The organism is Bradyrhizobium sp. HKCCYLS1011 (assembly GCF_051167795.1).
In the GTDB taxonomy this organism is placed as follows: Bacteria; Pseudomonadota; Alphaproteobacteria; order Rhizobiales; family Xanthobacteraceae; genus Bradyrhizobium.
On sequence record NZ_JBNPTT010000017.1, the window covers coordinates 78,799 to 101,578 of the forward strand.

Consider the following 22,780-nt stretch of genomic DNA (forward strand, 5'->3'; position numbering starts at 1 on the left):
TTGGATGCAAGGAGAGCAAGATGCTGCACGGTGATATCACTTCAAGTCAGGACACAATCGGCGTCGCCGTCGTGAACTACAAGATGCCGCGCCTTCATACCAAGGCGGAGGTGCTCGACAACGCGCGCAAGATCGCCGACATGATCGTCGGCATGAAGACCGGTCTGCCCGGGATGGATCTCGTCATCTTCCCGGAATACTCGACCCACGGCATCATGTACGATTCCAAGGAGATGTACGAGACCGCCTCGACCGTGCCCGGCGACGAGACCGAGATCTTCGCGGAAGCCTGCCGCAAGGCCAAGGTCTGGGGCGTGTTCTCGCTGACCGGCGAGCGCCATGAGGAGCATCCGAAGAAGGCGCCCTACAACACGCTGATCCTGATGAACGACAAGGGCGAGATCGTGCAGAAATACCGCAAGATCATGCCTTGGGTGCCGATCGAGGGATGGTATCCCGGCAATTGCACCTACGTGTCGGAAGGTCCGAAGGGTCTGAAGATCTCGCTGATCATCTGCGATGACGGCAACTATCCCGAGATCTGGCGCGACTGCGCCATGAAGGGTGCCGAGCTGATCGTGCGCTGCCAGGGCTACATGTATCCCGCCAAGGACCAGCAGGTGATCATGGCCAAGGCCATGGCCTGGGCCAACAACGTCTATGTCGCGGTTGCCAACGCGTCCGGCTTTGACGGCGTCTATTCCTATTTCGGCCATTCCGCGATCATCGGCTTCGACGGCAGGACGCTCGGGGAATGCGGCGAGGAGGATTACGGCGTGCAGTATGCGCAGTTGTCGAAATCACTGATCCGCGACGCCCGCAAAAATGGCCAGTCGCAGAACCATCTCTTCAAGCTCGTGCATCGCGGCTACACCGGCCTGATCAATTCGGGCGACGGCGACCGTGGCGTCGCGGCCTGTCCGTACGACTTCTATGCCAAGTGGATCGCGGATCCCGAGGGCACCCGCGAGATGGTGGAATCGTTCACGCGCCAGACGGTCGGCACCGAGGAATGTCCGATCGAGGGCATCCCGAACAAGAAGGTGGCGCATCGGTAAGAGGTTGGCGTGCAGGGCGGCGGATCAGCATCCGTCCGCCCCGGCGTCCTCCGAATCGCAATCTCTGGAGTTATCTGCGATGCTGCGCATCGACCGCGTGCTGGGGAGCAGGCTGGAGCCGGAATTCTCGGAAGAGCTTCACCGCCTCGAACATCAGGGCGCGGTCGATGTCGTCACTGTCCCGGCAGCCGACCTCGCCCGCCGGCGGCTCCTCATCGCGACCCGCAATGGCGAAGAGCTGGCGATTGCGCTACCCCGCAATGAGAAGCTGTTCGACGGCGCGGTGCTGCTGCTGGAGGACGATCGCGCCATCGTTGTGCGCGCTGCGACCGAGCGCTGGCTGCGGCTGGAGCCACGCTCGATCTCGGATGCCGTCGAGCTCGGCTATCAAGTCGGCAACCTGCATTGGCGGGTGCGCTTCGGCGGGGAGGTGCTGCTGGTGGCGTTGGAAGGACGGCCCGAGGACTACACCGCGCGGATCGAGAACCTGATCGCCGCGAGGCGCGTCGCCGTCACGGTGCTGGACGAGGAGACTGTCGATGCGCTCGCGCCGGCCGATTCGGTCTCAACCGCGATAGGGCACGACCACCCTCACGGTGATCACTGAGATGCTGGCGCTGCTGCGCACGATATGGCAGGCCGATGCCGCCTTTCCGAGCGGCGCCTTCGCCTTTTCCTACGGCATCGAGGGGGCGATGGCGCTGCGCCGGGACATGAATCTGCACGAGTTCGAGCGGCTGTGTGGTGCCGTCCTGCGGCAGCGTTGGGCGAGCTTTGACCGGCTCGCGCTGTTGCGTGCTTTTCGGGCCAAGGCTGATATCGCGGCACTTGCGGCGATCGACCAGGAGGTCGAGGCGTCGACCATGATCGAGGCCCTGCGATCCGGCTCGCGGCGTAATGGCGCGTCGTTCCTGGCTGCCCATGCACGGCTCGGCCAGCCGTTCGCTCTCGCGCTACGCGATGCCGTGAAGTCGAGTACATGCTTGGGGCACATCGCAGTCATGCAGGGGGCCGTGTGGGCCGCGCTGCAGCTCGACGAGCGCCACGCCGAGTTGTGCTCGGCCTATACGGCAGCATCCGGGCTCATCACGGCTGCGGTGCGGTTAGGAAGTGTCGGCGCGTTGCAGGGCCAGGCCGTGCTGGAGGCGTTGCTACCGCTCATCGACGAACTGGTTGCGCGCCCGGTCGCCGAGCATGCCGTGCTGGAGAGTTTCATTCCCTTTCTCGACGTTGCAACGGCGCGCCATGCTCATGCCGAACTCCGGCTGTTCGCCAATTGAGAGTGAAACCGCATGCTGCTGACGCCAACCGAACTCGAGCGCCTGACCATCTTCAACGCCGCTGAGCTCTCGCGTCGCCGCCGAGGGCGCGGGCTCAAGCTGAATTATCCGGAAGCTGTCGCCATCATTGCCGACGAGATCTTGGAAGGCGCGCGCGACGGCCGCTCGGTCGCCGACCTGATCAGCTACGGCTCGACCATCCTGACCACGAAGGACGTGCTGCCCGGGATCGCCGCCATGATGGACATCATCCAGGTCGAATGCACCTTTCCCGACGGCACCAAGCTCGTGACCGTCCACGAGCCGATCCGGCCTGCACCCGGCGCTGCCGCTGATCGCGAGCGCCCCGGTGAGGTGAACGCGCAGGCGGGACAGATCGTGCTCAATGCCGGACGTCGCAGCGTAACGCTTACGGCGATCAACACCGGCGACCGGCCGATCCAGATCGGCTCGCACTTCCACTTCTTCGAGGTCAACAAGGCACTCGAATTCGATCGCGCCGCGGCCTTCAACCTGCGGCTCGACATTCCCGCCGGCACGGCCGTGCGCTTCGAGCCGGGCGCGTCGAAGGAGGTCACCCTGGTCGAATTTGGTGGCAGCCAGCAGCTTACCGGGCTCAATAGTCTGACCGACGGCGCGGCCGCGCATCCGGACGTGCGTGCTGCGGCGCTGGCGCGTGCCAAGGCACGTGGCTTCCGCGGCGCCTGAGCCTTTTGAAGGGGGAACGAGGTGACGACGATCGACCGGCGCGACTATGCCGCGCTCTATGGCCCGACCACCGGCGACGCGGTCCGGCTCGGCGACACCTCGCTGTTCGCCGTGGTCGAGAAGGACCATGCCGTGTATGGCGACGAGTGCCTGCATGGCGGGGGCAAGACTCTGCGCGACGGCATCGGCATGGCCGGGATCACGAGCCGCGAAGGTGCGCTGGACTTCCTGCTCTGCAACGTCACCGTGATCGATCCCGTAATCGGGATCGTCAAGGGCGACCTTGGCATTCGCAACGGTCGTATCGTCGGGATCGGCAAGGCCGGCAATCCCGCGATCATGGACGGGGTCGATCCGCGCCTGATCGTTTCGACCGGCACGACGGTGCGCGACTGTGAAGGGTTGATCGCAACCCCAGGCGCGATCGATGTTCACGTGCACTTCGATAGCGCCGGCCTCGTCGAGCACGCGCTGGCGAGCGGCATCACCACCATGATCGGCGGTTCGCTAGGGCCGATCACGGTCGGCATCGATTCCGGCGGACCATTCAACACTGGAAAGATGCTGCAGGCCGCGGAAGCGTGGCCGATGAATTTCGGCTTTCTCGGTCGCGGCAATTCCCATCGCGAGGCGCCGCTGATCGAGCAGCTGCAGACCGGCGTGATGGGACTCAAGCTGCACGAGGACTGGGGATCGATGCCGGCCGCGATCGATACCTGCCTCAAGGTTGCCGACGCCCACGATTTCCAGGTGCAGATCCATACCGATACGCTGAACGAATCCGGCTTCGTCGAGAACACGCTGGAGGCGATCGGTGGGCGCACCATCCATATGTATCACACCGAGGGCGCGGGTGGCGGCCACGCACCCGACATCATTCGCGTCGCCGGCGAGATGCATTGCCTGCCGTCGTCGACCAACCCGACCAATCCCTACACGGTCAACACCTTCGACGAACATCTCGACATGACGATGGTGTGCCACCATCTCAATCCGGCCATCCCGGAGGACGTCGCCTTCGCCGAGAGTCGCATCCGCGCGCAGACGATCGCCGCCGAGGACGTGCTGCACGACATCGGGGCGATTTCGATGCTGGGCTCGGACAGCCAGGGTATGGGCCGTATCCATGAAGTGATCTGCCGGACCTGGCAGCTGGCGTCGAAGATGAAGGATCAACGCGGCGCGCTGCCGGAGGACAAGCCAGGTTTCGGCGACAATGCGCGCATTCGTCGCTACATCGCCAAATACACCATCAACGCCGCGAGGACTTTCGGCATCGCCGATCACATCGGTTCGCTCGAGGATGGCAAGATCGCCGACATCGTGGTGTGGCGTCCCGCCTTCTTCGGCATCAAGCCGGAGCTTGTGATCAAAAGCGGCTTCATCGCCTGGGGCGCGATGGGGGATAGTGCAGCGTCGCTGATGACCTGCGAGCCGATGCTGATGCGGCCGCAATGGGGCGCATTCGGCCGCGCGCCCGCAGCGCTGTCGGCCTGCTTCGTCCACCCGTTCGCGATCGACCGCGGGCTCGGCGGCGAGCTTGGCCTGTCGAAGCAGCTGCTGCCGGTCAGCGGCACGCGCAAGCTCTCTAAACGCGACATGCTGTGGAACGACGCTTGTCCGAACATCAGGGTCGACCCGGAGACGTTCGACGTGTTCGTCGATGGCGAGCTTGCGACCTGCGAGCCCGCCCGCGAGCTGCCGCTGGCGCGGCGCTACATGCTGAGGTGAGCCGATGCTGCACAGCCCGCGACCGATCGATGATGACGGCGGCGCCCAGGTCGGCGCGGCGCGCGTCGGCATTGGCGGCCCAGTCGGCTCGGGCAAAACGGCTCTGATCGAGGCGCTGATCCCGGTGCTGCAGCGGCGCGGCATCGATTTCGCAGTCGTCACCAATGATCTCGTGACCAAGGAGGATGCCGAGCGGCTGCGCCGCTCCGGTCTGATCGATCCGGCGCGAGTGGCCGCGGTGGAGGCGGGCGCCTGTCCGCATACCGTGATCCGCGAGGATCCGACTCTCAACATTGCCGCCGGCGATGAGCTCGAAATGCGCTTTCCCGGGCTGGAGCTGATCCTGTTCGAGTCGGGCGGCGACAATCTGGCCTCGACTTTCTCGCTGGACCTCGTCGACTGGTGGATCTTCGTCATCGATGTCGCGGGCGGCGACGATATCCCTCGCAAGCGAGGGCCTGGCCTGCTGCGCTGTGATCTCCTGGTCGTCAACAAGATCGATCTCGCTCCGCATGTCGGTGTCGATCTCGCCCGCATGCTCGGGGAGGCGCGACAGGTCCGTGATGGACGGCCTGTGATCGCGACCAATCTCAAGACCTGCACCGGCGTGGAGGCAGTGGCCGATGCGATCTCCTCTGCCGTCCTGTTCCGCCTCTGAGACGGGACGTGCGGTCGAAGCCGCGCTATCCGTCGATCATGCCGGCGGCCGCAGCATCCTGCGACGTCAGCATGTCGGTTATCCCCTGCATGTGACTCGCGGGTTTTATCTCGACGCCCTCAGGCCAGATCTGTTGACGCTCTATCTGCAATCGGCCTCTGGTGGGCTCTATGCGGGCGATCGGATCGCGCTCGACCTGGCCGTCGCGCGTGACGCTGCGTTCCACCTGACAACGCAGGCCGCGACTGTGGTTCACGACCGCCGCGGCATCGGCGCCGTGCAGCGCCAGACCGTGAACGTGGACACCAACGCATTCTGCGCCATCACGACCGATCCTTACGTCTTGTTTCCTGGCGCATCGCTGGCGCTGGAAACCACAGCGGTCGTGGCCGCGAACGCCGTGCTCTGTGTGGCCGATGGCTTCGCAATGCATGATCCCCGTGCGAATGGGCGCGCCTTCGCCGAGTTCTCCAGTCGTCTGCGGATCGTGCGGCCCGATGGCCGCCTGCTGCTGCAGGACGCTGGGCGGATCAGCGGTGATGAACTGCATGGCGCGCTGGGAGCGCGCACGGCCTCGGCCAGTCTCGTCCTGATCGCGCCACTGGATCAGCTGCCACCGCTGCAGACCTTGCAACAGGTCGCGGACAAAAGCGGCGCGCTGGCCGGCGCGTCGGCCGCCCCTAACGAGGCAGGCATAGTCCTTCGCATCCTGGCGCCTGATGGCGGCGCGCTGTCGCGCGCAATGGATGCAGCATTCCACGTTGCCGCGCAGGCCGCGCTCGGTGTGAAGCTGGCGCGCCGGCGCAAATAGGATCATCGGCGCGCCAAGCGAAAATAGAGCTCGGACAATCGCGCCGGCAGGTCTTCGACACGATGGACCAGCATGGTGTTGCCGCGGCCGAAGATGCGTGCCGCGGCCTCCGAGCCGGCTCGGCCGAGCACGACGCCATAGGCATCAATGCCGGCGGCATGCAGCCCGACCGCAGCGCGACGGGCATCTTCGATCAGATCCAGCGGATCCGAGACATCGACGTCCGAGGGCTCGCCATCGGTCAGCACGATAAGCAGCTTGCGGCTCGTCGTCGTCTGGCCGACCACCGAACCGGCATGACGCAAGGCCGTGCCCAGGCGGGTGGACAATCCGGAGGTCAGGCCGGCCAGCCGCGCGCGGCAATCGGTGTCATAAGGCTCGTCGAAGCCCTTGATGTTGGTCATCCGGACATCTTCGCGTCCGTCGGAGGCGAAGGCCAGCAGCCCGAACGTATCGCCGAGCTGGTTCATGGCCTCCGCGAGCAGGGCCACGGCCAGCCGTTCGACATCGAGAATGGTTGCTCCCGAGGCAAGCCGGTCGTGGGTGGACTCAGACGTATCGATCAGGAGCAGCGCCGAGAGATCGCGATGCATGGCCTTGGTGGCGCGGAACACGCGCAGGTCCGGCTTTTCGCGGCCGCGCAGCGCGATTGCGGCATCGAGCACGGCATCGAGATCGAGGTCATGACCGTCCTGTTGCCGCTTCAGCCGCACGGTGCGGCCGATGCGGACGCCGCGGACGAGGCGCGCGACACGGCTGCGCAATGCGCCTGCGCGGTCGAGCGCATCCTCGATACTTCTGGCGTCGCCCGCATGCGCCGCGACCTCGCGCACGGTGGTCCAGTTGGTGCGCTCGATCGCATCGACGCGGTCCCATTCGGGATAGCGCGCAATGATCACGCCGCGTTCATTGGGCGCCACGGGGCGAGCTTTTCCCGGCTCGGGTGTCGTCTCGCCCGGATCATGCTCCTGTCGCGGCCCCTCGTCGTCCTCCCGCTGCTGCCGGACGGCGTCGATAAACAGCTCCAACACGTCGGCGGAGGGCGGTGTGTGGTCACCGAAATCCCACAGGCCGAGACCATCGTCGCGATAGAGCGGCTCGACCACATAGGTCTTGGCGTTGAACTGCACCCGCATCTGGCCGAGGTCGTTGCCGAGCAGCATGCCGATCTCGCGGCTGATCGCGGACTCGTTGATCCGCAGCAGTGCCGCTGTAAACAGCGCGCGTCCTTTGCTGACGAAGCCGTCATCGTCGACGTAAGCTGGATCGAACAAGGCGCGCGCTAGCCGTGCGAGCAGCATCGGCGCAGTGGCGATGGCGGTGGGAACTGCGACGTGATAGGGCGCCCACAGCCGCCGCAGGCCAGGCAGGGCGCGCATCGCCAGCGCTTCGACGCGGGCGTCCTCGATCAGACCGACCAGCGTCACCTGCAGCGGCTTGAGCTGGCCGATTGGAAAGCGCGCACGGCCGAGCGCGAGATGCGCCTGCGCATGGGCGGCCGCAGCCTGAAACAGTGCGCGTGCCGCATCTCGCTGCATGCCGCGATAGATCTCGGGCAGCCGGATCAGCGGTCCTGCGATTGCGGCGCGGCGCTGCGGCTGCTGGCCGCCGTCTTCGAGCGCCATGCTCCGTAACAGCGGCACCTCGCCCCAGAGCGCGGTGAGGAAGGCTTTCAGCTCATGTTCGATATCGGTGAATGTCACCGCAACGGGATCCCGCGTGATCAGCCGCCGCGCCAACTCGTCCTGCAGCGAGAAGAACGCGATCCGCTTCCGACGGTCGCCGGCCGCCGCGCGCAATCCTGCGGCGACGAAATTCTCGAACGCCTCGATCGTGCCCGGCCGAAGGATCTCGCCCATCTGGCCCGCCATCGGCACCACGGATTCCGGCGCCTGCTGTGCAAGCCTCTCCATCGCCCGCCACCACCGCGATAACGGCGCGCCGTGGCCGAGGACGCGGCGCGCGGCAGGCAGAGCCTTGAGCGCGCCGGTTGCGGCCTGCGCACCGGCATTGCGGCAGATCTCGACGCTCGCCTGCGCCGCGCCGAGCAGCGGCGCGATCTCGCCGGACATAGCGCCTGCCGTGCTCGCCTCCCAATAGGCCAGCAGGCAGGACGGGCCCGCATTGACATGCGCGAGCTTGAGCACCGCGCCGGCCCATGCCTCCAGTTCGGGCGGCTGGAACTGCCGCGACAGCATCTCCCAGGTCGACAGAAACAGCGGCCACAGGCTGTCGCGCTGGCGCATCAACAGATGCAGCGGACGGGTATCGCCTCCGGGCTCCACGAGCAACTTCAACGCAATCGGCGGCTTGGCTGCGCTCACGGCAGGCATGCCTCGATCGCGTCGGTGAGGGCTGCGCGGATGTCCGGATTATCCGTGATCGGAAGCACGATGCCGGACTGCACCGCGGTCGCAAGCGGCAGGCCGGCGCGCACCATGCGGCCGGTATGGATCAGCATCCGCGTTGAGGCGCCTTCGTCGAGGCCGTGGCCCTGCAGATTGCGCGAGCGCTCCGCGATCGCGACGAGCAGGCGGGCAAGGTCCGTGTCCGCGCCGCTCTCGCGTGCAATGATTGCGCTCTCCGTTGCCGGCGGCGGATAGCCGAAGTCGATCGCGATGAAGCGCTGCTTGGTCGATTCCTTCAGGTCCTTGACGGCGCTCTGGTAGCCGGGGTTGTAGGAAATGGTGAGCTGGAAGTCCGGATGCGCCGGCACGATCTCGTTGTGCTTGTCGAGCGGCAGGATGCGGCGCGCGTCGGTCAAGGGGTGGATCACGACCATCGTGTCCTGCCGCGCCTCGACGATCTCGTCGAGATAGCAGATCGCGCCGTGGCGCACCGCGAGCGTCAGCGGCCCGTCGTGCCATACGGTGCCGGACGGTTCCAGCAGATAGCGGCCGGCGAGGTCGGCTGCCGTCATGTCCTCATGGGCGGCGACTGTGACCAGCGGCCTATCGAGCCGCCAAGCCATGTGTTCGATGAACCGCGTCTTGCCGCAGCCAGTCGGTCCCTTCAGCATCACCGGCAGCCGTTCCTGATAGGCGGCCGTGAAGGTTGCGATCTCGTCGCCCTGCGGCTGGTAGTAGGGTTCGGCACCGATCCGGTAGGGATCGAGAGTCATGCGAGGCCTCCGCGTTCTGCGCGAAGAGCCGGGCCAAACGCCACCGTCCCTCGCGAATGGGGATGTGGCAATCTTTGCCTGGAGAGGCACGCTGCAGCTTCGAAGCGCACCGGGAGCGGCGTGGCCGCAGCTCCAATTAGAGCCGAAGAAGGGCCGCAAGACAAGGCTTTCGATACGTGGCTGCGGAGTTGCGGCCTCGGCCACAAGCTCCGCCGTGCGCCCATCACGGTCGGCTCCATTCCGTCAAAGACCGTCAACGACGAGCGCAAGAGCCGAGCCGGACGACATCGGTTCTCAGGTATTTTCTAGCGTTAAACTAAGTAGAACACCGGATGATCCGTGCCGGAAGGTGGTTCAATATGCCGATCTCTCTTTGGCGGCCTGGCTCCGGGAGGATCTTATGCAGCTAACTCCGAGGGAGTTCGACAAGCTGCTCGTCCATATGTTGGCCGATGTTGCACTGAAACGACGAGCCAAGGGCCTCAAGCTCAACTATCCGGAAGCCGTCGCCGTGATATCGGCGACCGCCCTTGATGGCGCGCGGGCCGGCAAGACAATCGAAGACGTCACCAACGAGGCGCGTACCGTTCTGACCAAGGCCGACGTGATGGATGGCGTCGCCGATCTCATTCCCATGGTGCAGATCGAGGCGGTGTTCAGCGACGGAAGCCGCCTGGTCACGGTGCACACGCCGATTCAATAAGTGTTTCCAGGAGATCAACATGGCTGGACCAAAAGTGGGGCCCAAGATCGCCGCCGATGTGGATCCGGCGACATCCCACGTGCCGGTCGGCGGCTACGTGTGCAGCCCGGCGGCGATCACATTCGATGCCGATCGCCCGGTGACGACGCTCAAGGTGCGCAACGCTGGCGACCGGCCGGTACAGGTGGGATCGCACTTCCATTTCTTCGAGGTCAATCCTGCACTTGAGTTCGATCGCGCTGCGGCCTTCGGGCTGCATTTGAACATCCCATCGTCGACGGCAACGCGGTTCGAGCCTGGCGACGAGCGCGAGGTGCAGCTCGTGCCCTATGGCGGCAAGCGCGCCGTCTACGGTTTCAACAACCTCGTCGATGGTCCGACCGCGGATCGCAATGCCGCCACGGTGAAATCAAAGGCGGTAGCGCTGGCAGCGCAACGGGGCTTTCGTTCCTTACAGAACAAGGCGTGAAACGCAAATCCTTGAACGAGGGCCATAATGGCTACCATCTCCCGGCAAGAATATGTCGGCCTTTTCGGTCCGACGACAGGCGATCGCATCCGCTTGGGCGACACGGGCCTGTTCGTTGAAATCGAGCGCGATCTGCGCGGCGGTTACGGCGATGAAATCGTCTTCGGCGGCGGCAAGAGTATGCGCGAGGGTATGGGGATGGACAATCAGGTGACGCGGGCAGGGGGCGCCCCCGACCTGGTGATCACCAACGTGACCGTCATCGACGCGGTGCTGGGCGTCGTGAAAGCCGACGTGGGCATCAAGGATGGCCGCATCTGTGCAATCGGCAAGTCTGGCAACCCTCAGACGATGGATCGCGTCACGCCTGGCCTGGAGCTGGGATTGGCTACCGACGCCATCTCGGGCTCACATCTCATCCTGACGGCCGCCGGGATCGACACACACATTCATTTCATTTCTCCGCAGCAGGCCGAGGCCGCGCTCTCCAACGGCACCACCACCTTGATCGGTGGCGGTACCGGTCCTTCGGACGGCTCCAACGCGACGACCGTCACCTCGGGTCCCGGCAACATCAGCATGATGTTGCGCGCGTTCGAAAACTGGCCGCTCAACGTCGGTATTCTCGGCAAGGGACACGGACACGGCAAAGCCGCGCTGGTTGAACAGATCGAGGCGGGCGCGGTCGGCGTCAAATGCCACGAAGACTGGGGCACCACCCCGGCGGTGCTTCGCTCCGCGCTGACCGTCGCCGACGAAACGGACACCCAGGTCTGCATCCATACAGATACGCTGAACGAGTCCGGTTTCATCGACGATTCGATCGCGGCGTTCGAAGGACGGACGGTCCATTCGTTCCATACCGAAGGTTCCGGCGGCGGCCACGCGCCGGATATCATCAAGATCGCCGGCCTTCCCAACGTCTTGCCATCCTCGACCAATCCTACGCTCCCCTACGGCATCAATTCGCAGGCGGAGCTCTATGACATGATCATGGTCTGTCATCATCTCAGTCCTGACATCCCCTCGGATGTGGCCTTCACCGAGAGCCGTATCCGCGCCGAAACCATTGCTGCCGAAAATGTCTTGCAGGATCTCGGCGTCATCTCGATGTTCTCAAGCGACTCGCAGGCCATGGGACGGATCGGGGAATGCTGGCTACGTTGCATTCAGACTGCTGATGCAATGAAGACTGGACGCGGCAAGCTGCCGGAGGACGTACCGGGAAACGATAACTTCCGCGTGCTGCGCTACGTCGCAAAGATCACGATCAATCCGGCGATCGCGCATGGAATTGCGGACGTGCTGGGTTCGGTCGAGGTCGGCAAGATCGCCGATCTCGTGCTGTGGGAGCCGGCGTTCTTCGGCGCAAAGCCAAAGATCGTGATCAAGAACGGCTTCATTAGCTGGGCGGTAATGGGCGATCCGAACGCATCGCTTCCGACGCCGCAACCTACCTATTACCGGCCGATGTTTGGTGCTTACGGCGATGCGCTGGCCGCCAATTGCATCACCTTCGTCTCCGGATCCGCCCATGCTGCAGGCGTCAAGGAGCGGTTGGGGCTCCGCCGGCAGGTGATGCCGGTGAGAAATGTGCGCAAGATCGGAAAGCACGACATGGTTCGAAATACCGGGACACCGAAGATCGAGGTCAGTCCGGAAACCTTTGCGGTGACCGTTGACGGCAAGCACGCGACGGTTCCGCCGCTGACGACAGTCTCGCTCAATCAAAAATACTTCTTCAGCTGAGAAACCGGTCATGATCCTCATCAACTCCGTTCTAGGCAATGTCGCCGATCCCGATTGGGCGCGGCGGCTGTGTAGCGTCGAAATGGATCTGATCGAGATCGACCAGTGGGAGGCGCAGAAGAGCCGTTTCCGCAAGACGACCACAAAGGGTGCCGAAGTGGCCGTCTCTCTCGATCGCCACACCCATATCCGCGACGGAGACATTCTGCTCTGGAATGCCCAGGCGCTGTCGGCGCTCGTTGCGCGAATCGAGCTGCGCGAGGTGATGATCGTGCATCTGGATGACCTCATGAACGTCGCGCCCGGAATAGCAATGCGCACATGCGTCGAACTCGGCCACGCGATGGGCAACCAGCATTGGCCGGCGCTGGTCAAGGACAACCGCGTCTATGTCCCTCTGACCGTCGATCGGAAGGTCATGGCCTCCGTCATGAACACCCATCGCTTTGAGCGGATCCGCTTCGAATTCGTGCCCGGACGAGAGGTCGTTCCCTACCTCGCCCCACATGAGTCCCGCCGGCTTTTCGGTGGTGCGGAAGGGCCCGTGCATTCTCACACTCACGAGCATGATGCCGAAGCAGAGGCCATACCGACAAGGACCGGGTCTGCACGTGATCACCGCGAATAAAAATGTGGACGGGTCGAAGGTAACCGCGTCGCTGTCGCGGACATTGCAGTTTGGCGACTCGATGTTCCCTGTTGGGGCGTTTTCATTCTCGTCCGGACTGGAATCCGCCGTTCAGGAAGGTGTGGTCACAAACGCGGCGACCCTTCGGGCCTTCGCGCGCACCGCGGTGGAGCAGGCGGCCCGCGGCGACTGCATCGCACTCATAGCAGCACACCGCGCGGCGACGGCCGGCGAGGTCGATACCCTCGCTCGGATCGATGCTCAGGTCTATGCGCGCAAGCTCTCTGGCGAAGCGCGAGCGATGTCGGTCCGTATGGGCAAGAAGTTCACGGAGATGGGCGTCGCAGTGATTGGTGCCCCGCTGCTTCGCACGTGGCGCGAATGCATTGAAAAGTCCGTCACGCCCGGCTGTTACCCCATCGCATTGGCGATCAATTTCGCGGTGCAGGAACTGCCCGCCTATCACGCGTTCGTCGTGCACCAGTATGGCGTGACGACGACCATCCTCGGCGCAGCTCTTCGGCTGATGAAGGTCAGCCACATCGAGACGCAGAAGATCCTGTACGAACTCGCCGGCGAAGCGGAACAGATGTACGCGACCGCGGCGGCGGCACGGCTGTCGGACATGGCAGGGTTTGCGCCGTTGACCGAGATTCTCGCTGCTGTCCACACCCGAGCGCATGTGCGGCTGTTCATGAACTGACGTCGAAATGGAGCTGGGAATGTCGAATAGTATCACACGCGTCGGTATCGGCGGCCCGGTCGGGTCAGGCAAAACCGCGATCGTGGAGGCGATCACGCCGCGCCTGCTCGATCTCGGCATCAAGGTGCTGATTATTACAAACGATGTTGTGACGACCGAAGATGCCAAGCATGTTCAGCGCACGCTCAAGGGTGTTCTGCTCCACGAACGTATTCTTGGCGTGGAGACGGGGGCTTGCCCTCATACCGCCGTGCGTGAAGATCCAAGCATGAACCTTGCCGCGGTCGAGGATATGGAGCGGCGCTTTCCGGACAGCGACGTCGTGCTGATCGAAAGCGGAGGCGATAATCTGACGCTGACCTTCTCGCCCGCCTTGGTGGACTATTTCATCTACGTGATCGACGTCGCCGCAGGCGACAAGATCCCGCGCAAGAACGGACCCGGGATCACACATTCCGACATCCTGGTCATCAACAAGATCGATCTTGCACCTTACGTCGGGGCCAGCCTCGACGTGATGGAGCGGGACTCGCGAATGATGCGTGGCGTCAAGCCGTTCCTGTTCACGAACTGCAAGACGGGGGAGGGGATTGCCGAGCTGGTCGCGCTGATCGAGCGGGAGTTTCTGTTCGACATCGATCCGCGTGCACGGCGGTCGGCATGATACCGGCCGCCGTCCCGCCCTGGGCTCGTGCCGAAGCGCTCGGCGCGTCGATGCCCGAATTTGCATCGTTCCAGGACGAGCCGCCGCAGATGCGGAGCGGCACCGTAGGGAAGACGGGATTCCTGCGTCTTGGCTTCGAGCAGCGCTCGGACCAAACGGTCCTGGCGAACTTGCAGCGTCAGGCGCCTTACATGGTGCAGAGGGCGCTGCATTGCGACGAAGCCGTGCCGGGGTTGGCTAGCGTCTTTCTCATCACCACCACGGGCTGCGTGCTGCAGGGAGACAGGCTCGCTCTCGACATAACCCTTGGTCCACGCGCGCAGGCCCATCTCACCTCGCAGTCGGCAACCAAGATCCATGCGATGGATGCAAACTATGCGGCGCAGAGCCAAACGATTACGCTGTTTGAAGATGCCTATTTGGAGTTTATTCCGGAGCCTGTGATTCCGCACCGAGAGTCGCGGTTTCTCAGCGATACCCAAATCTCGGTCGCACCATCGGCCACGCTGCTGCTTTCGGAAATCATTCAAGCTGGGCGGAAATACCATCATCCTGACGAATGCTTCGGAGCAACCGTGTTGTCGATATCAACGTCGGCGACACGACCTGATGGACGTCACCTGTTTGCTGAGAAGCTGGTGATCGAGCCCAGGCGATATGAGATGCGGCAGACGGGCGTGATGAACTCCTTTGACGTGTTCGCCAATTTGATCCTGTGCACACCCAAGGAGAAGGCAGTGTGTATCCACGAACGCGCGGAAGCCGATGTGAATCTGGCTGAAGGCATAGCCTTCGGTGCTTGCTATCTGCCCAATGATGCTGGCCTGATCTTCAAGGTGTTGGGCCGTGAAACCGCGCAGGTGAAAGCAAAAGTTCGCGAAATCTGGGGGCTGGTACGTCAAGAGGTCGTGGGCGCCGCGCTACCTCCGCCTTATCTCTGGCGGTAGCGGATGAGCGCTGCAAGCGGCTGACCCGCAGCAGCCGATATCGACACGTTCGAGGAGACGGCAATGGAAAGGATCTTGGCAAGCTGGGAAAGCCTCTCTGTGTCGTCGGGCCTGTTGCGGTTCCTGGACATCAACTTGCGCGGCATCGGGCAGGTCATGTTTCAGAATAATCCGCTGACCGGCATTCTCTTCCTGGCCGCGATCGGCTGGGGTTCCTATGCGGCTGGCGTCCCCCAGGTGGCGATTGCGGGCGTCCTCGCGGTCGTCGTGTCCAACCTGACGGCGCAATGGCTTCGCGTCGATAACGATTCACTCTATTCCGGTCTTTATGGCTTCAACGGCATTCTCGTCGGCCTTGCGCTGGCCACGTTCCTGGCGCCCGGACCACTGCTTTGGGTGTATGTGATACTGGGAGCGGCCGTATCCGTCATCGTGATGCTCGCCACCACCAACATCGTCAAGCCATGGGGGAGTGCTCTCACCTTCCCATTTGTGCTGACAACGTGGCTGCTTCTGTTGGCGACGTATGCATTTTCCGGCCTCGCGGGAACGGCACTGCCGTCTGGCGCCGTAGTCACCGCGTTCCAATCCTACCCGACAAGTCCACTTCGGCTGCTTGACCTTGTCGAGGGAGTTTTCCTGAGCATCTCGCAAGTCTTTCTGAAAGCCAGCGGCATCGCGGCGCTGCTCCTGCTTGCGGGGCTCGCCGTGAGCTCGCTCGCGGCCGCTGTTTTCGCGCTCGGGGGAGCGATATTGGCGGTGCTGACCGCTCATCTTTTCGGCGCCGAGAGCGACCTGATCACCGGCGGCCTGCTTGGGTTCAGCCCGGTCCTGACGGCGATTGCGCTCGGTACCGTCTTCTATCAGCCGAGCTGGCGCGTCGTTGTCTACGCGGCGCTCGCCACAGTGTTCACGGTGATCACCCAGGCAGCCCTGAACGTCGCTTTGACGCCGTTTGCGATCCCGGCCCTCACGGCACCTTTCGTGCTGGTGACCTGGTTGTTCCTGTTGCCGCGACAATGCTTGGAGCAGAAGGATCCTGCCGCTCGCGATATTGAAAATCCGGCTGCCGGGGCTTGAGAGCGACAGCTCAATCAAAGCTCCCGCATTCGTTGGAGAAGGTGCACCATGGGACTCATCGGAGTTTTGCTTGGTTTGGCCCTGCTTATGTGGCTCGCGTACCGCGGGGTGAGTGTACTTCTGGTCTCTCCAGTGGCTGCGCTCGTCGCAGCCGCGTTCTCCGGCGAACCGCTGCTCGCTCACTGGACCCAGACGTTCATGGGCGGAGCGGCGCGATTCGTCGCGCAATGGTTTCCAATGTTCATGTTGGGCGGATTGTTCGGAAAGCTGATGGGCGACAGCGGGTCGATCAGCTCCATCGCCAAATATCTGACCAACAGGCTGGGGACCAACCGCACGATACTCGCGGTGGTGATCGCATCGGCCGTTGTGACCTACGGCGGGGTAAGCGTGTTCGTCGCATTCTTCGTGGTGGTGCCCATGGCTCACGAAATGTTCCGAGCCGCGGACATCCCGCGACGGCTGTTGCCGGCGACCGTCGGCCTTGGAGCATTCACGTTCACCATGTCGGTGATGCCTGGAACGCCTTCGGTCAATAACGCGATCCCGATGCCGTATTTCGGCACCACCACCTTCGCGGCGCCCGGGCTTAGCATCATCGCGTCCGCGATCATCTTTATCTTCGGCATGTGGTGGCTCGGCCGCGCCGAGGCGGCGGCACGGAAAGCTGGCGAGGGTTATGGCGGTGAGACGGAAACAGTCCCCGTTGTCAACGAGATGGTTCGCGAACAGGCGGCACCGGCGGGCGACTTCGATCCGGCGGAGCTGCCGCATGGCAAGCGGGCCGAGAATGAACCCAGCTTCGTCCTGGCCGTGCTGCCCCTCGTCGTTGTCATTGTGACGAACTTCTTGATGTCGCTTGTCGTATTCCGGCGGCTGGATTTTTCGTTTCTGTCGGAGGAGCAGTGGGGCGGTACGTCGATCGGAGCCGTGTCCGGCGTCTGGTCTGTTGTCGTGGCGCTCGCGGCGGCAAACTTGACCGTCCTTCTCGTCAACTTGCGACGCTTGCCGTCTGTCCGTGAGAGCATCGACGCCGGGGCGAATTCTGCAGCTCTGCCGATGCTGATGATCGCCAGCCTCGTTGGCTTCGGCGCGGTCGTTGCGGCGTTGCCGGCATTTGCGACGGTCCGCGATGCGGTATTCTCGATCGGCGGCGGGCCGCTCGTCTCACTCGCGGTCTCCATGAACGTGCTGGCGGGGCTTACCGGGACTGCTTCCGGCGGCATGGCTATTGTGCTCAATGCATTCGGCGATGACTTCGTGCGCCTCGCCAATGAACATGGCATCGCTCCCGACTTGATGCATCGTATTACAACAATGAGTGCCGGCACCCTGGATGCTCTCCCACACAACGGCACGGTGTTGCTGTTGCTGCAAATCAGTGGTCTCACCCACCGTGAGAGCTATCTCGATATGGTGATGACCGTGATCGTCAGTTGTATTATTGCACTTGTCGCTGTCCTGATACTGGGGTCGGTGTTCGGGTCGTTCTGACGAGCTTGCGTATTCCCTGTCTATTAGACCGAGAGCCGCGTTGGCCAATCGGCGCCGAAGGTCATTCTGCCGGCGCCGAGTCATCGAGCGGCCGTCCGCTTGAATTCGAAGCCGTCTTCACCCGCTCGCGCATGCGCTGAAAGGTCACATAGAGCATCGGCACCATGAAGATCCCAATCGAGCTCGCTGCGAGCATGCCCGCAAACACGGCAGTGCCGACGGCGCGACGACTGAGTTCGGCAGCGCCGGTTGCGAACACGAGCGGCAGAAGTCCCAGGATAAACGCAATCGATGTCATCATGACCGCGCGAATTCGCATATGGAACCCCTGGATCGCGGCCTCGTCGATTGCCGTGCCCGTCTCGCGCCGCTCCTTCGCAAACTCGACGATGAGGATGCCGTTCTTGGCGGCGAGTGCAATCAGCACCACAAGTCCGATCTGGCCGTAAAGGTCGAGATTGAGTCCGGAAATCTTGATGCCGAGATAGGACCCGAGTACGCCGACAACGACAGACAGCAGCACGGGGACGGGAATGATCGTGCTCTCATAGAGCGCCACCAGGAAGAGATAGGCAAACAGAACGGCGAGCATCAGCACGATGCCTGTTTGTCCGGCGGCCTGCTGTTCCTGATAGGCGGTCCCAGTCCATTCAAAACTGTAGCCCGCAGGCAGCACCGTGTTGGAAATCTCAGTCATGGCCGCAAGTGCGGTCCCCGATGAAACGCCAGGCGCCGGGCTGCCATTGACGGTTACCGAACGATAGTTGTTGTAGCGGGTGATCACCTGGGGGCCGGTGACGATCCTGATATCGGCCAAAGACCGGATGGGGACCATCTGGCCCGTGCTGTTGCGGAGGTAGACTCGCCAGATGTCAGAGATGTCGGCGCGATCGAACGCCTCGCCTTGAATGTTGACCTGCCATGTGCGGCCGTAGAGATTGAAGTTGTTGACATAGATGCCGCCAAGCGTCGCTTGCAGTGCGGCGAAAATGTCGGTGATCGTCAGGCCGAGCGCCTGGGCCTTGCGTCGATCGATATCGAGATAGATCGACGGATTGGTCGCGGTGAAGGTTGAGAAGACGCGGGCCAGTCGCGGATCGGCATTGGCAGCGGCAATCAACGCGCCGGTCACACTTGAGATCGCGGCTGGATCCTGTCCCTCCAAGGCCTGGAGCTGGTATTCAAAGCCGCCGCCGACGGAAAGCCCAATGATAGGAGGCAGGTTGAACGGCAGCACGTTGGCCTGCCTGATCTGTGTGCCGGCCTCGAACATATGCCGGATCAGCGCTTGTGCGGAATCCGCTGCCGCCCTGCGATCCGCAAATGGTTTCAGCCGGGCGACAACGAGTGCGCTGTTTGGTTCGGATGCTCCATCGAGTAGCGAAAAGCCGATGATGGCCAGCGTATGATCGATGGCCGACATCTGCTTCAGGAGGCCCTCAACCTGCCGGGTGACCTCGCTCGTGCGCGCGACCGAAGCGCCGTCCGGGAGTTGCACCGAAGTGAAGAACGCGCCTTGGTCTTCCTCGGGCAGAAATCCGGTGGGTGTCACGCGCGATATCGCGAATATGCCGCCAGCAAATATCGCGACCATTAGGACCGATAATCCGGCCACACGCACCAGCCGGCGGACGCCGCCGCTATATTGGTCGCGCAACCAGTTGATGCCGCCGAGCACGCGGCCCATGATGCCGCGACGCCGGCCGCTGTGCCGCAGGAACAGCGCGCACAACGCGGGCGAGAGCGTCAGAGCGTTCAGCGCGGAAATCATCATGGCTGCGCTGATCGTCACGGCGAATTGGCGAAACAGCGTGCCGGAGATTCCGGGAATGAACGCGATCGGCACAAACACCGAGAGCAGCACCAGCGTAATCGCAATGATCGGCGCGGTGATCTGCATCATCGCCTTCTTGCTGGCCTCGACGGAAGAAAGTTCCGGTTCTTCCTCCATCACGCGTTCGACGTTCTCGACCACGACGATGGCGTCGTCGACGACAATCCCGATGGCAAGCACCAGCGCGAGCAGCGACACCGTGTTGGCCGAATAGCCGAGTACGAGCAGGACGGCGAAAGTACCGACCAGGCTGACCGGAACGGCGATCGCGGGGATCACGGTCGCGCGAAGACTGCCCAGGAACAGGTACACCACGATGACCACCAGCGCGAATGCCTCGCCAAGGGTCCTCAACACCTCGGTGATCGTATCGCGGACGAAGCTCGTGGAGTCGTATTGGACGAGATAGCTAAGCCCCGGCGGAAATCGGCTGGACAGCCGATCCATGGCAGCGTGGACGGCCTGCGCCGTCGTCACAGCATTGGCGCCGGGCGCCAAATAGATCGCAATCGGCACCGCGGCGCGGCCGTCGATCCGTGCCTCGCTGTCCATATTTTGTGCGCCGATTTCGACGCGGGCAACGTCCTTGACCAGGAGCGCTGAGCCGTCCGGATTGGCGCGTAGCACAATGTTTGCGAATTGGTCGACGGTCGCGAGCCGCCCCAAGGTCTGTACGTTGAACTGAAACTGCTGGTCATCGCTGATCGGCCGGGCGCCGATGCGCCCGACCGGCGCCTGCACGCTTTGAGCGCGGATCGCCGCGATGACATCGGATGGAGTGAGGTTGAGGCTCGTCAGCCGTTTCGAATCGAACCAGATTCGCATCGAGTAGTTGAGCTTTGTGAACAGGTTCGCCTGCCCGACGCCGGGTGTGCTGGCAATTGCATCGAGTATGTTGATGATGGCATAGTTGGTGATGAACAGCGCGTCTTGTGAATCATCGGAGCTGTACAGCACCAGGAACTGCAGGATCGCTGAGGATTTCTTCCTTACCGTCACGCCCTGCTGCTGAACCTCGGTAGGCAATTGCGACAGCGCAGCCTGAACGCGATTGTTGACGTTGACCGTGTTGATATCCGGATTGGTGCCAAGCGCGAACGAGACGGTGAGTGTGTAGCTTCCATCATTGCCGCTGGTCGACTTCATATAGAGCGCGCGATCAACTCCGATGACCTGAGCTTCCAGCGGCTGAGCGACACTGGTTTCGACGACCTCGGCCGAAGCGCCCGGGAATGTACCGGAAACCGTGACCTGCGGTGGCACGATATCAGGGAATTGTGCGACCGGGATCTGCATGATCGCCAGCGCGCCGGCGAGGATGATGATGGTGGCGATCACCATCGCCAGACGGGGGCGGTCGATAAAGACGGCGGACATCATGGCTTGCTGTCCACTGGCTGCGCCGCGGGGGAGGGGGCGTGGCCTGTTGGGGGTGCTCCATCATTCGTGCCGGCTTTCATGATCGACAGAATTTGGGGACTTGGCGGCCCTGGCGCGACGGATTGACCGGGGCGAACCCGTTGCAGCCCTTCAACGATCACCCGGTCGTGGGCCGCAAGGCCGCTGATGACCGCGGCGAGTGTGGGGGTCGACTGCCCAAGCTGGACCCGGCGCTGTTCAACCTTGTTGTCCTCGCCGACCTTGAGGACGTAGTCGCCCCGTTGGTCGGACAACACCGCAGCTCGCGGGATCGCCAGCACCTCGACCGGCTCGACACCCTCAAGCTCGACGCTGACGAACTCGCCATCGGTGAGTTCATGAACGGTGACACCGGCAGCTGAAGGGGCGCGCAGGACTGGATTTGCGATCTCGCCGCGAACCAGGATTGTGTCGGTGTTCTGTGCAATCGTATTGTCGACGAAATTCAGTCTGCCGGACTGGCCGTACATGCGGCCATCGGGCAGCCGAAGCCTGATGATAACGGCCTCCAGGCCGCCCTGCGGCCCGTAACGTTCACGCAGCTGCAGCCCCTGACGCAACGGCACCGGGAAGGTGACGTGCATGGGATCCTGGCTGACGATCGTGGTGAGCACCCCGGAGTTTGGACTGACGACATTGCCCTCGGTCACCGCCGTGCGTCCGATCTTCCCGTCGATCGGTGCCCTGATCGTGGTGTAATCAAGATTGATCTGCGACGCCTCGACCTGGGCCTGGGCGGCCTGCACCTGGGCTTCCAGGCTCCGCTGGCTCGCGATCGCAGCGTCGTAGGTCGATTGTTGTCCGGCCGGGCCGCCGAGCAGGGTCCGGGCACGTTCGGTTGTCAATTTGGCGTTTTCGAGCGTTGCCTGCAGCTCAGCAACCTGCGCCCGCTTCGACGCGAGGTCGGCCTCGAAGGGGCCTCGCTCGAGATGATAGAGTTCATCGCCCTTTCGAACCTCGGCGCCTTCGGTGAACAGACGCTCTTCGAGAAACGCCGTGACGCGCGCCACAACGTTGACGCGGCTGATCGCCTCGATGCGTCCGAGAAATTCGCTGGTCTCGGTGATCGACCTCCTGGCCGCTTCCACGACGCCGACCGCAGGTGGGGCGGCGGCCGGTTGCGCCAGAACGGCGCCACCGGCGCCCACTGCGATGACGCCCGCGACAAGCGCGACTTCAGCAAGGCAAATATTTCGTTGCTTGCTCAAGGCATGTTCCCGGATCATCCCCTGAGTTGACGTCTCAGGCGCCGCCGTTGCCAAGTTCGCCCCCGGACGCCGGGCGGAAGCTCGTGGTTCACATGCGAGAATCCCGATCGCTGCGCGCAGGCTCGTCGTAGCCCTTACGGCGGCTGTAGAACATGAGCCCAATCAGGCCACCAGCGGTCAACGCCATTACGGTCACGGCCACTGCCATGATGACGTTGCGGTACAGAGACATCGGCGGCGTCGCTGCCGACACCATCGCGATATACCAGATTGCAGCAAACACGAGAAAAAGAGTGGCTAGCATCGCCAGAACGAGCCGGTAGGTCACATGCACGACTTCCTCCATCGGTTTGCGGAACCCCGGCAGAGGTTCACGATGAACCTGCTGCGCGCGGATGGAGTCTCCAAATGCACGGCTCAGCGCCAACCACAGCGGCGTCGGCCTCGATGCCACCAGCAGACCCACCGGCGCCTGCGCGGCGGCGGTCGTCCCCAGCCGGGAGGGGGCGGTCGTC

Annotated in this window: 21 protein-coding genes; 16 read left to right on the forward strand and 5 right to left on the reverse strand. The window is 63.2% G+C overall.

Going from position 1 to position 22,780, the window contains the following annotated elements:
• Window positions 1–20: 20 nt before the first annotated feature.
• The 7 genes from ACQR1W_RS38570 (at window position 21) to ACQR1W_RS38600 (ending at window position 6,246) form a co-directional block, all read left to right on the forward strand.
• Window positions 21–1,058, forward strand: coding sequence for an aliphatic amidase (locus ACQR1W_RS38570; protein ID WP_008973618.1), 1,038 nt, complete (start codon window positions 21–23; stop codon window positions 1,056–1,058).
• A gap of 79 nt (window positions 1,059–1,137) precedes the next feature.
• Window positions 1,138–1,665, forward strand: a complete 528-nt coding sequence (gene ureE / locus ACQR1W_RS38575; protein WP_434855660.1) for an urease accessory protein UreE — start codon at window positions 1,138–1,140, stop codon at window positions 1,663–1,665.
• A 1-nt stretch (window position 1,666) separates the two neighbouring features.
• A complete protein-coding gene (locus ACQR1W_RS38580; RefSeq protein WP_434855661.1) occupies window positions 1,667–2,338 on the forward strand; it encodes an urease accessory protein UreF in 672 nt (223 codons plus the stop codon).
• Between the two features lie 12 nt (window positions 2,339–2,350).
• A complete protein-coding gene (locus ACQR1W_RS38585; protein WP_434855662.1) occupies window positions 2,351–3,046 on the forward strand; it encodes an urease subunit gamma in 696 nt (231 codons plus the stop codon).
• 21 nt (window positions 3,047–3,067) lie between these two features.
• On the forward strand, window positions 3,068–4,777 hold the full coding sequence (ureC, locus tag ACQR1W_RS38590; protein ID WP_434855663.1) for an urease subunit alpha: 1,710 nt from the start codon (window positions 3,068–3,070) through the stop codon (window positions 4,775–4,777).
• Window positions 4,778–4,781: 4 nt separating this feature from the next.
• Window positions 4,782–5,435 carry an urease accessory protein UreG gene (gene ureG, locus ACQR1W_RS38595; protein WP_434855664.1) on the forward strand — a complete coding sequence of 218 codons (654 nt, stop codon included), beginning with the start codon at window positions 4,782–4,784 and terminating at the stop codon, window positions 5,433–5,435.
• The gene (locus ACQR1W_RS38600) at window positions 5,401–6,246 is read left to right on the forward strand and encodes an urease accessory protein UreD (protein ID WP_434855665.1); all 846 of its coding nucleotides are present in this window, start codon (window positions 5,401–5,403) and stop codon (window positions 6,244–6,246) included. The genes ureG (ACQR1W_RS38595) and ACQR1W_RS38600 overlap by 35 nt, the downstream gene beginning before the upstream one ends.
• A 2-nt stretch (window positions 6,247–6,248) precedes the next feature.
• On the opposite strand, the gene ACQR1W_RS38605 is transcribed toward ACQR1W_RS38600, so the two are convergent.
• Window positions 6,249–8,579 carry a nitric oxide reductase activation protein NorD gene (locus tag ACQR1W_RS38605; RefSeq protein ID WP_434855666.1) on the reverse strand — a complete coding sequence of 777 codons (2,331 nt, stop codon included), beginning with the start codon at window positions 8,577–8,579 and terminating at the stop codon, window positions 6,249–6,251.
• Complete coding sequence (locus ACQR1W_RS38610; RefSeq protein WP_434855667.1) at window positions 8,567–9,367, reverse strand: CbbQ/NirQ/NorQ/GpvN family protein; 801 nt, start codon at window positions 9,365–9,367, stop codon at window positions 8,567–8,569. The genes ACQR1W_RS38605 and ACQR1W_RS38610 overlap by 13 nt, the downstream gene beginning before the upstream one ends.
• A 400-nt stretch (window positions 9,368–9,767) precedes the next feature.
• Between ACQR1W_RS38610 and ACQR1W_RS38615 the strand changes: the two genes are divergently transcribed.
• From ACQR1W_RS38615 to ACQR1W_RS38655, 9 genes are all read left to right on the forward strand, one after another.
• Window positions 9,768–10,070, forward strand: a complete 303-nt coding sequence (locus ACQR1W_RS38615) for an urease subunit gamma (RefSeq protein WP_008973609.1) — start codon at window positions 9,768–9,770, stop codon at window positions 10,068–10,070.
• A 19-nt stretch (window positions 10,071–10,089) separates the two neighbouring features.
• Window positions 10,090–10,539, forward strand: a complete 450-nt coding sequence (locus ACQR1W_RS38620) for an urease subunit beta (protein ID WP_434855668.1) — start codon at window positions 10,090–10,092, stop codon at window positions 10,537–10,539.
• A 27-nt stretch (window positions 10,540–10,566) separates the two neighbouring features.
• Window positions 10,567–12,288 (forward strand): urease subunit alpha, encoded by a 1,722-nt coding sequence (locus ACQR1W_RS38625; RefSeq protein WP_434855669.1) that lies wholly within the window; start codon window positions 10,567–10,569, stop codon window positions 12,286–12,288.
• A 10-nt stretch (window positions 12,289–12,298) separates the two neighbouring features.
• Window positions 12,299–12,916 (forward strand): urease accessory protein UreE, encoded by a 618-nt coding sequence (ureE, locus tag ACQR1W_RS38630; RefSeq protein WP_434855670.1) that lies wholly within the window; start codon window positions 12,299–12,301, stop codon window positions 12,914–12,916.
• Window positions 12,900–13,619, forward strand: a complete 720-nt coding sequence (locus ACQR1W_RS38635) for an urease accessory protein UreF (protein WP_434855671.1) — start codon at window positions 12,900–12,902, stop codon at window positions 13,617–13,619. The genes ureE (ACQR1W_RS38630) and ACQR1W_RS38635 overlap by 17 nt, the downstream gene beginning before the upstream one ends.
• A gap of 19 nt (window positions 13,620–13,638) precedes the next feature.
• The gene (gene ureG / locus ACQR1W_RS38640; RefSeq protein WP_434855718.1) at window positions 13,639–14,283 is read left to right on the forward strand and encodes an urease accessory protein UreG; all 645 of its coding nucleotides are present in this window, start codon (window positions 13,639–13,641) and stop codon (window positions 14,281–14,283) included.
• On the forward strand, window positions 14,280–15,230 hold the full coding sequence (locus ACQR1W_RS38645; RefSeq protein ID WP_434855672.1) for an urease accessory protein UreD: 951 nt from the start codon (window positions 14,280–14,282) through the stop codon (window positions 15,228–15,230). The genes ureG (ACQR1W_RS38640) and ACQR1W_RS38645 overlap by 4 nt, the downstream gene beginning before the upstream one ends.
• A gap of 63 nt (window positions 15,231–15,293) precedes the next feature.
• Window positions 15,294–16,310: an urea transporter gene (yut, locus tag ACQR1W_RS38650; RefSeq protein ID WP_434855673.1), complete on the forward strand. Its 1,017-nt coding sequence runs from the start codon at window positions 15,294–15,296 to the stop codon at window positions 16,308–16,310.
• 48 nt (window positions 16,311–16,358) lie between these two features.
• Window positions 16,359–17,804 carry a GntP family permease gene (locus ACQR1W_RS38655; RefSeq protein WP_434855674.1) on the forward strand — a complete coding sequence of 482 codons (1,446 nt, stop codon included), beginning with the start codon at window positions 16,359–16,361 and terminating at the stop codon, window positions 17,802–17,804.
• A 61-nt stretch (window positions 17,805–17,865) separates the two neighbouring features.
• Here the strand turns inward: ACQR1W_RS38655 and ACQR1W_RS38660 are convergent, their stop codons facing one another.
• The 3 genes from ACQR1W_RS38660 to ACQR1W_RS38670 form a co-directional block, all read right to left on the reverse strand.
• The gene (locus tag ACQR1W_RS38660; protein ID WP_434855675.1) at window positions 17,866–21,018 is read right to left on the reverse strand and encodes an efflux RND transporter permease subunit; all 3,153 of its coding nucleotides are present in this window, start codon (window positions 21,016–21,018) and stop codon (window positions 17,866–17,868) included.
• Window positions 21,015–22,283 carry an efflux RND transporter periplasmic adaptor subunit gene (locus ACQR1W_RS38665; protein ID WP_434855719.1) on the reverse strand — a complete coding sequence of 423 codons (1,269 nt, stop codon included), beginning with the start codon at window positions 22,281–22,283 and terminating at the stop codon, window positions 21,015–21,017. The genes ACQR1W_RS38660 and ACQR1W_RS38665 overlap by 4 nt, the downstream gene beginning before the upstream one ends.
• Window positions 22,284–22,353: 70 nt before the next feature.
• Window positions 22,354–22,731: a hypothetical protein gene (locus ACQR1W_RS38670; protein ID WP_434855676.1), complete on the reverse strand. Its 378-nt coding sequence runs from the start codon at window positions 22,729–22,731 to the stop codon at window positions 22,354–22,356.
• Window positions 22,732–22,780 lie beyond the last annotated feature (49 nt).

Coding starts and splice junctions, on each gene's coding strand:
- ACQR1W_RS38570 (WP_008973618.1), top strand. CDS start 21: ATGCTGCACGGTGATATCACTTCAAGTCAGGACACAATCGGCGTCGCC.
- ureE (WP_434855660.1), top strand. CDS start 1,138: ATGCTGCGCATCGACCGCGTGCTGGGGAGCAGGCTGGAGCCGGAATTC.
- ACQR1W_RS38580 (WP_434855661.1), top strand. CDS start 1,667: ATGCTGGCGCTGCTGCGCACGATATGGCAGGCCGATGCCGCCTTTCCG.
- ACQR1W_RS38585 (WP_434855662.1), top strand. CDS start 2,351: ATGCTGCTGACGCCAACCGAACTCGAGCGCCTGACCATCTTCAACGCC.
- ureG (WP_434855664.1), top strand. CDS start 4,782: ATGCTGCACAGCCCGCGACCGATCGATGATGACGGCGGCGCCCAGGTC.
- ACQR1W_RS38600 (WP_434855665.1), top strand. CDS start 5,401: ATGCGATCTCCTCTGCCGTCCTGTTCCGCCTCTGAGACGGGACGTGCG.
- ACQR1W_RS38605 (WP_434855666.1), bottom strand. CDS start 8,579: ATGCCTGCCGTGAGCGCAGCCAAGCCGCCGATTGCGTTGAAGTTGCTC.
- ACQR1W_RS38610 (WP_434855667.1), bottom strand. CDS start 9,367: ATGACTCTCGATCCCTACCGGATCGGTGCCGAACCCTACTACCAGCCG.
- ACQR1W_RS38615 (WP_008973609.1), top strand. CDS start 9,768: ATGCAGCTAACTCCGAGGGAGTTCGACAAGCTGCTCGTCCATATGTTG.
- ACQR1W_RS38620 (WP_434855668.1), top strand. CDS start 10,090: ATGGCTGGACCAAAAGTGGGGCCCAAGATCGCCGCCGATGTGGATCCG.
- ACQR1W_RS38625 (WP_434855669.1), top strand. CDS start 10,567: ATGGCTACCATCTCCCGGCAAGAATATGTCGGCCTTTTCGGTCCGACG.
- ureE (WP_434855670.1), top strand. CDS start 12,299: ATGATCCTCATCAACTCCGTTCTAGGCAATGTCGCCGATCCCGATTGG.
- ureG (WP_434855718.1), top strand. CDS start 13,639: ATGTCGAATAGTATCACACGCGTCGGTATCGGCGGCCCGGTCGGGTCA.
- ACQR1W_RS38645 (WP_434855672.1), top strand. CDS start 14,280: ATGATACCGGCCGCCGTCCCGCCCTGGGCTCGTGCCGAAGCGCTCGGC.
- yut (WP_434855673.1), top strand. CDS start 15,294: ATGGAAAGGATCTTGGCAAGCTGGGAAAGCCTCTCTGTGTCGTCGGGC.
- ACQR1W_RS38655 (WP_434855674.1), top strand. CDS start 16,359: ATGGGACTCATCGGAGTTTTGCTTGGTTTGGCCCTGCTTATGTGGCTC.
- ACQR1W_RS38660 (WP_434855675.1), bottom strand. CDS start 21,018: ATGATGTCCGCCGTCTTTATCGACCGCCCCCGTCTGGCGATGGTGATC.
- ACQR1W_RS38665 (WP_434855719.1), bottom strand. CDS start 22,283: ATGATCCGGGAACATGCCTTGAGCAAGCAACGAAATATTTGCCTTGCT.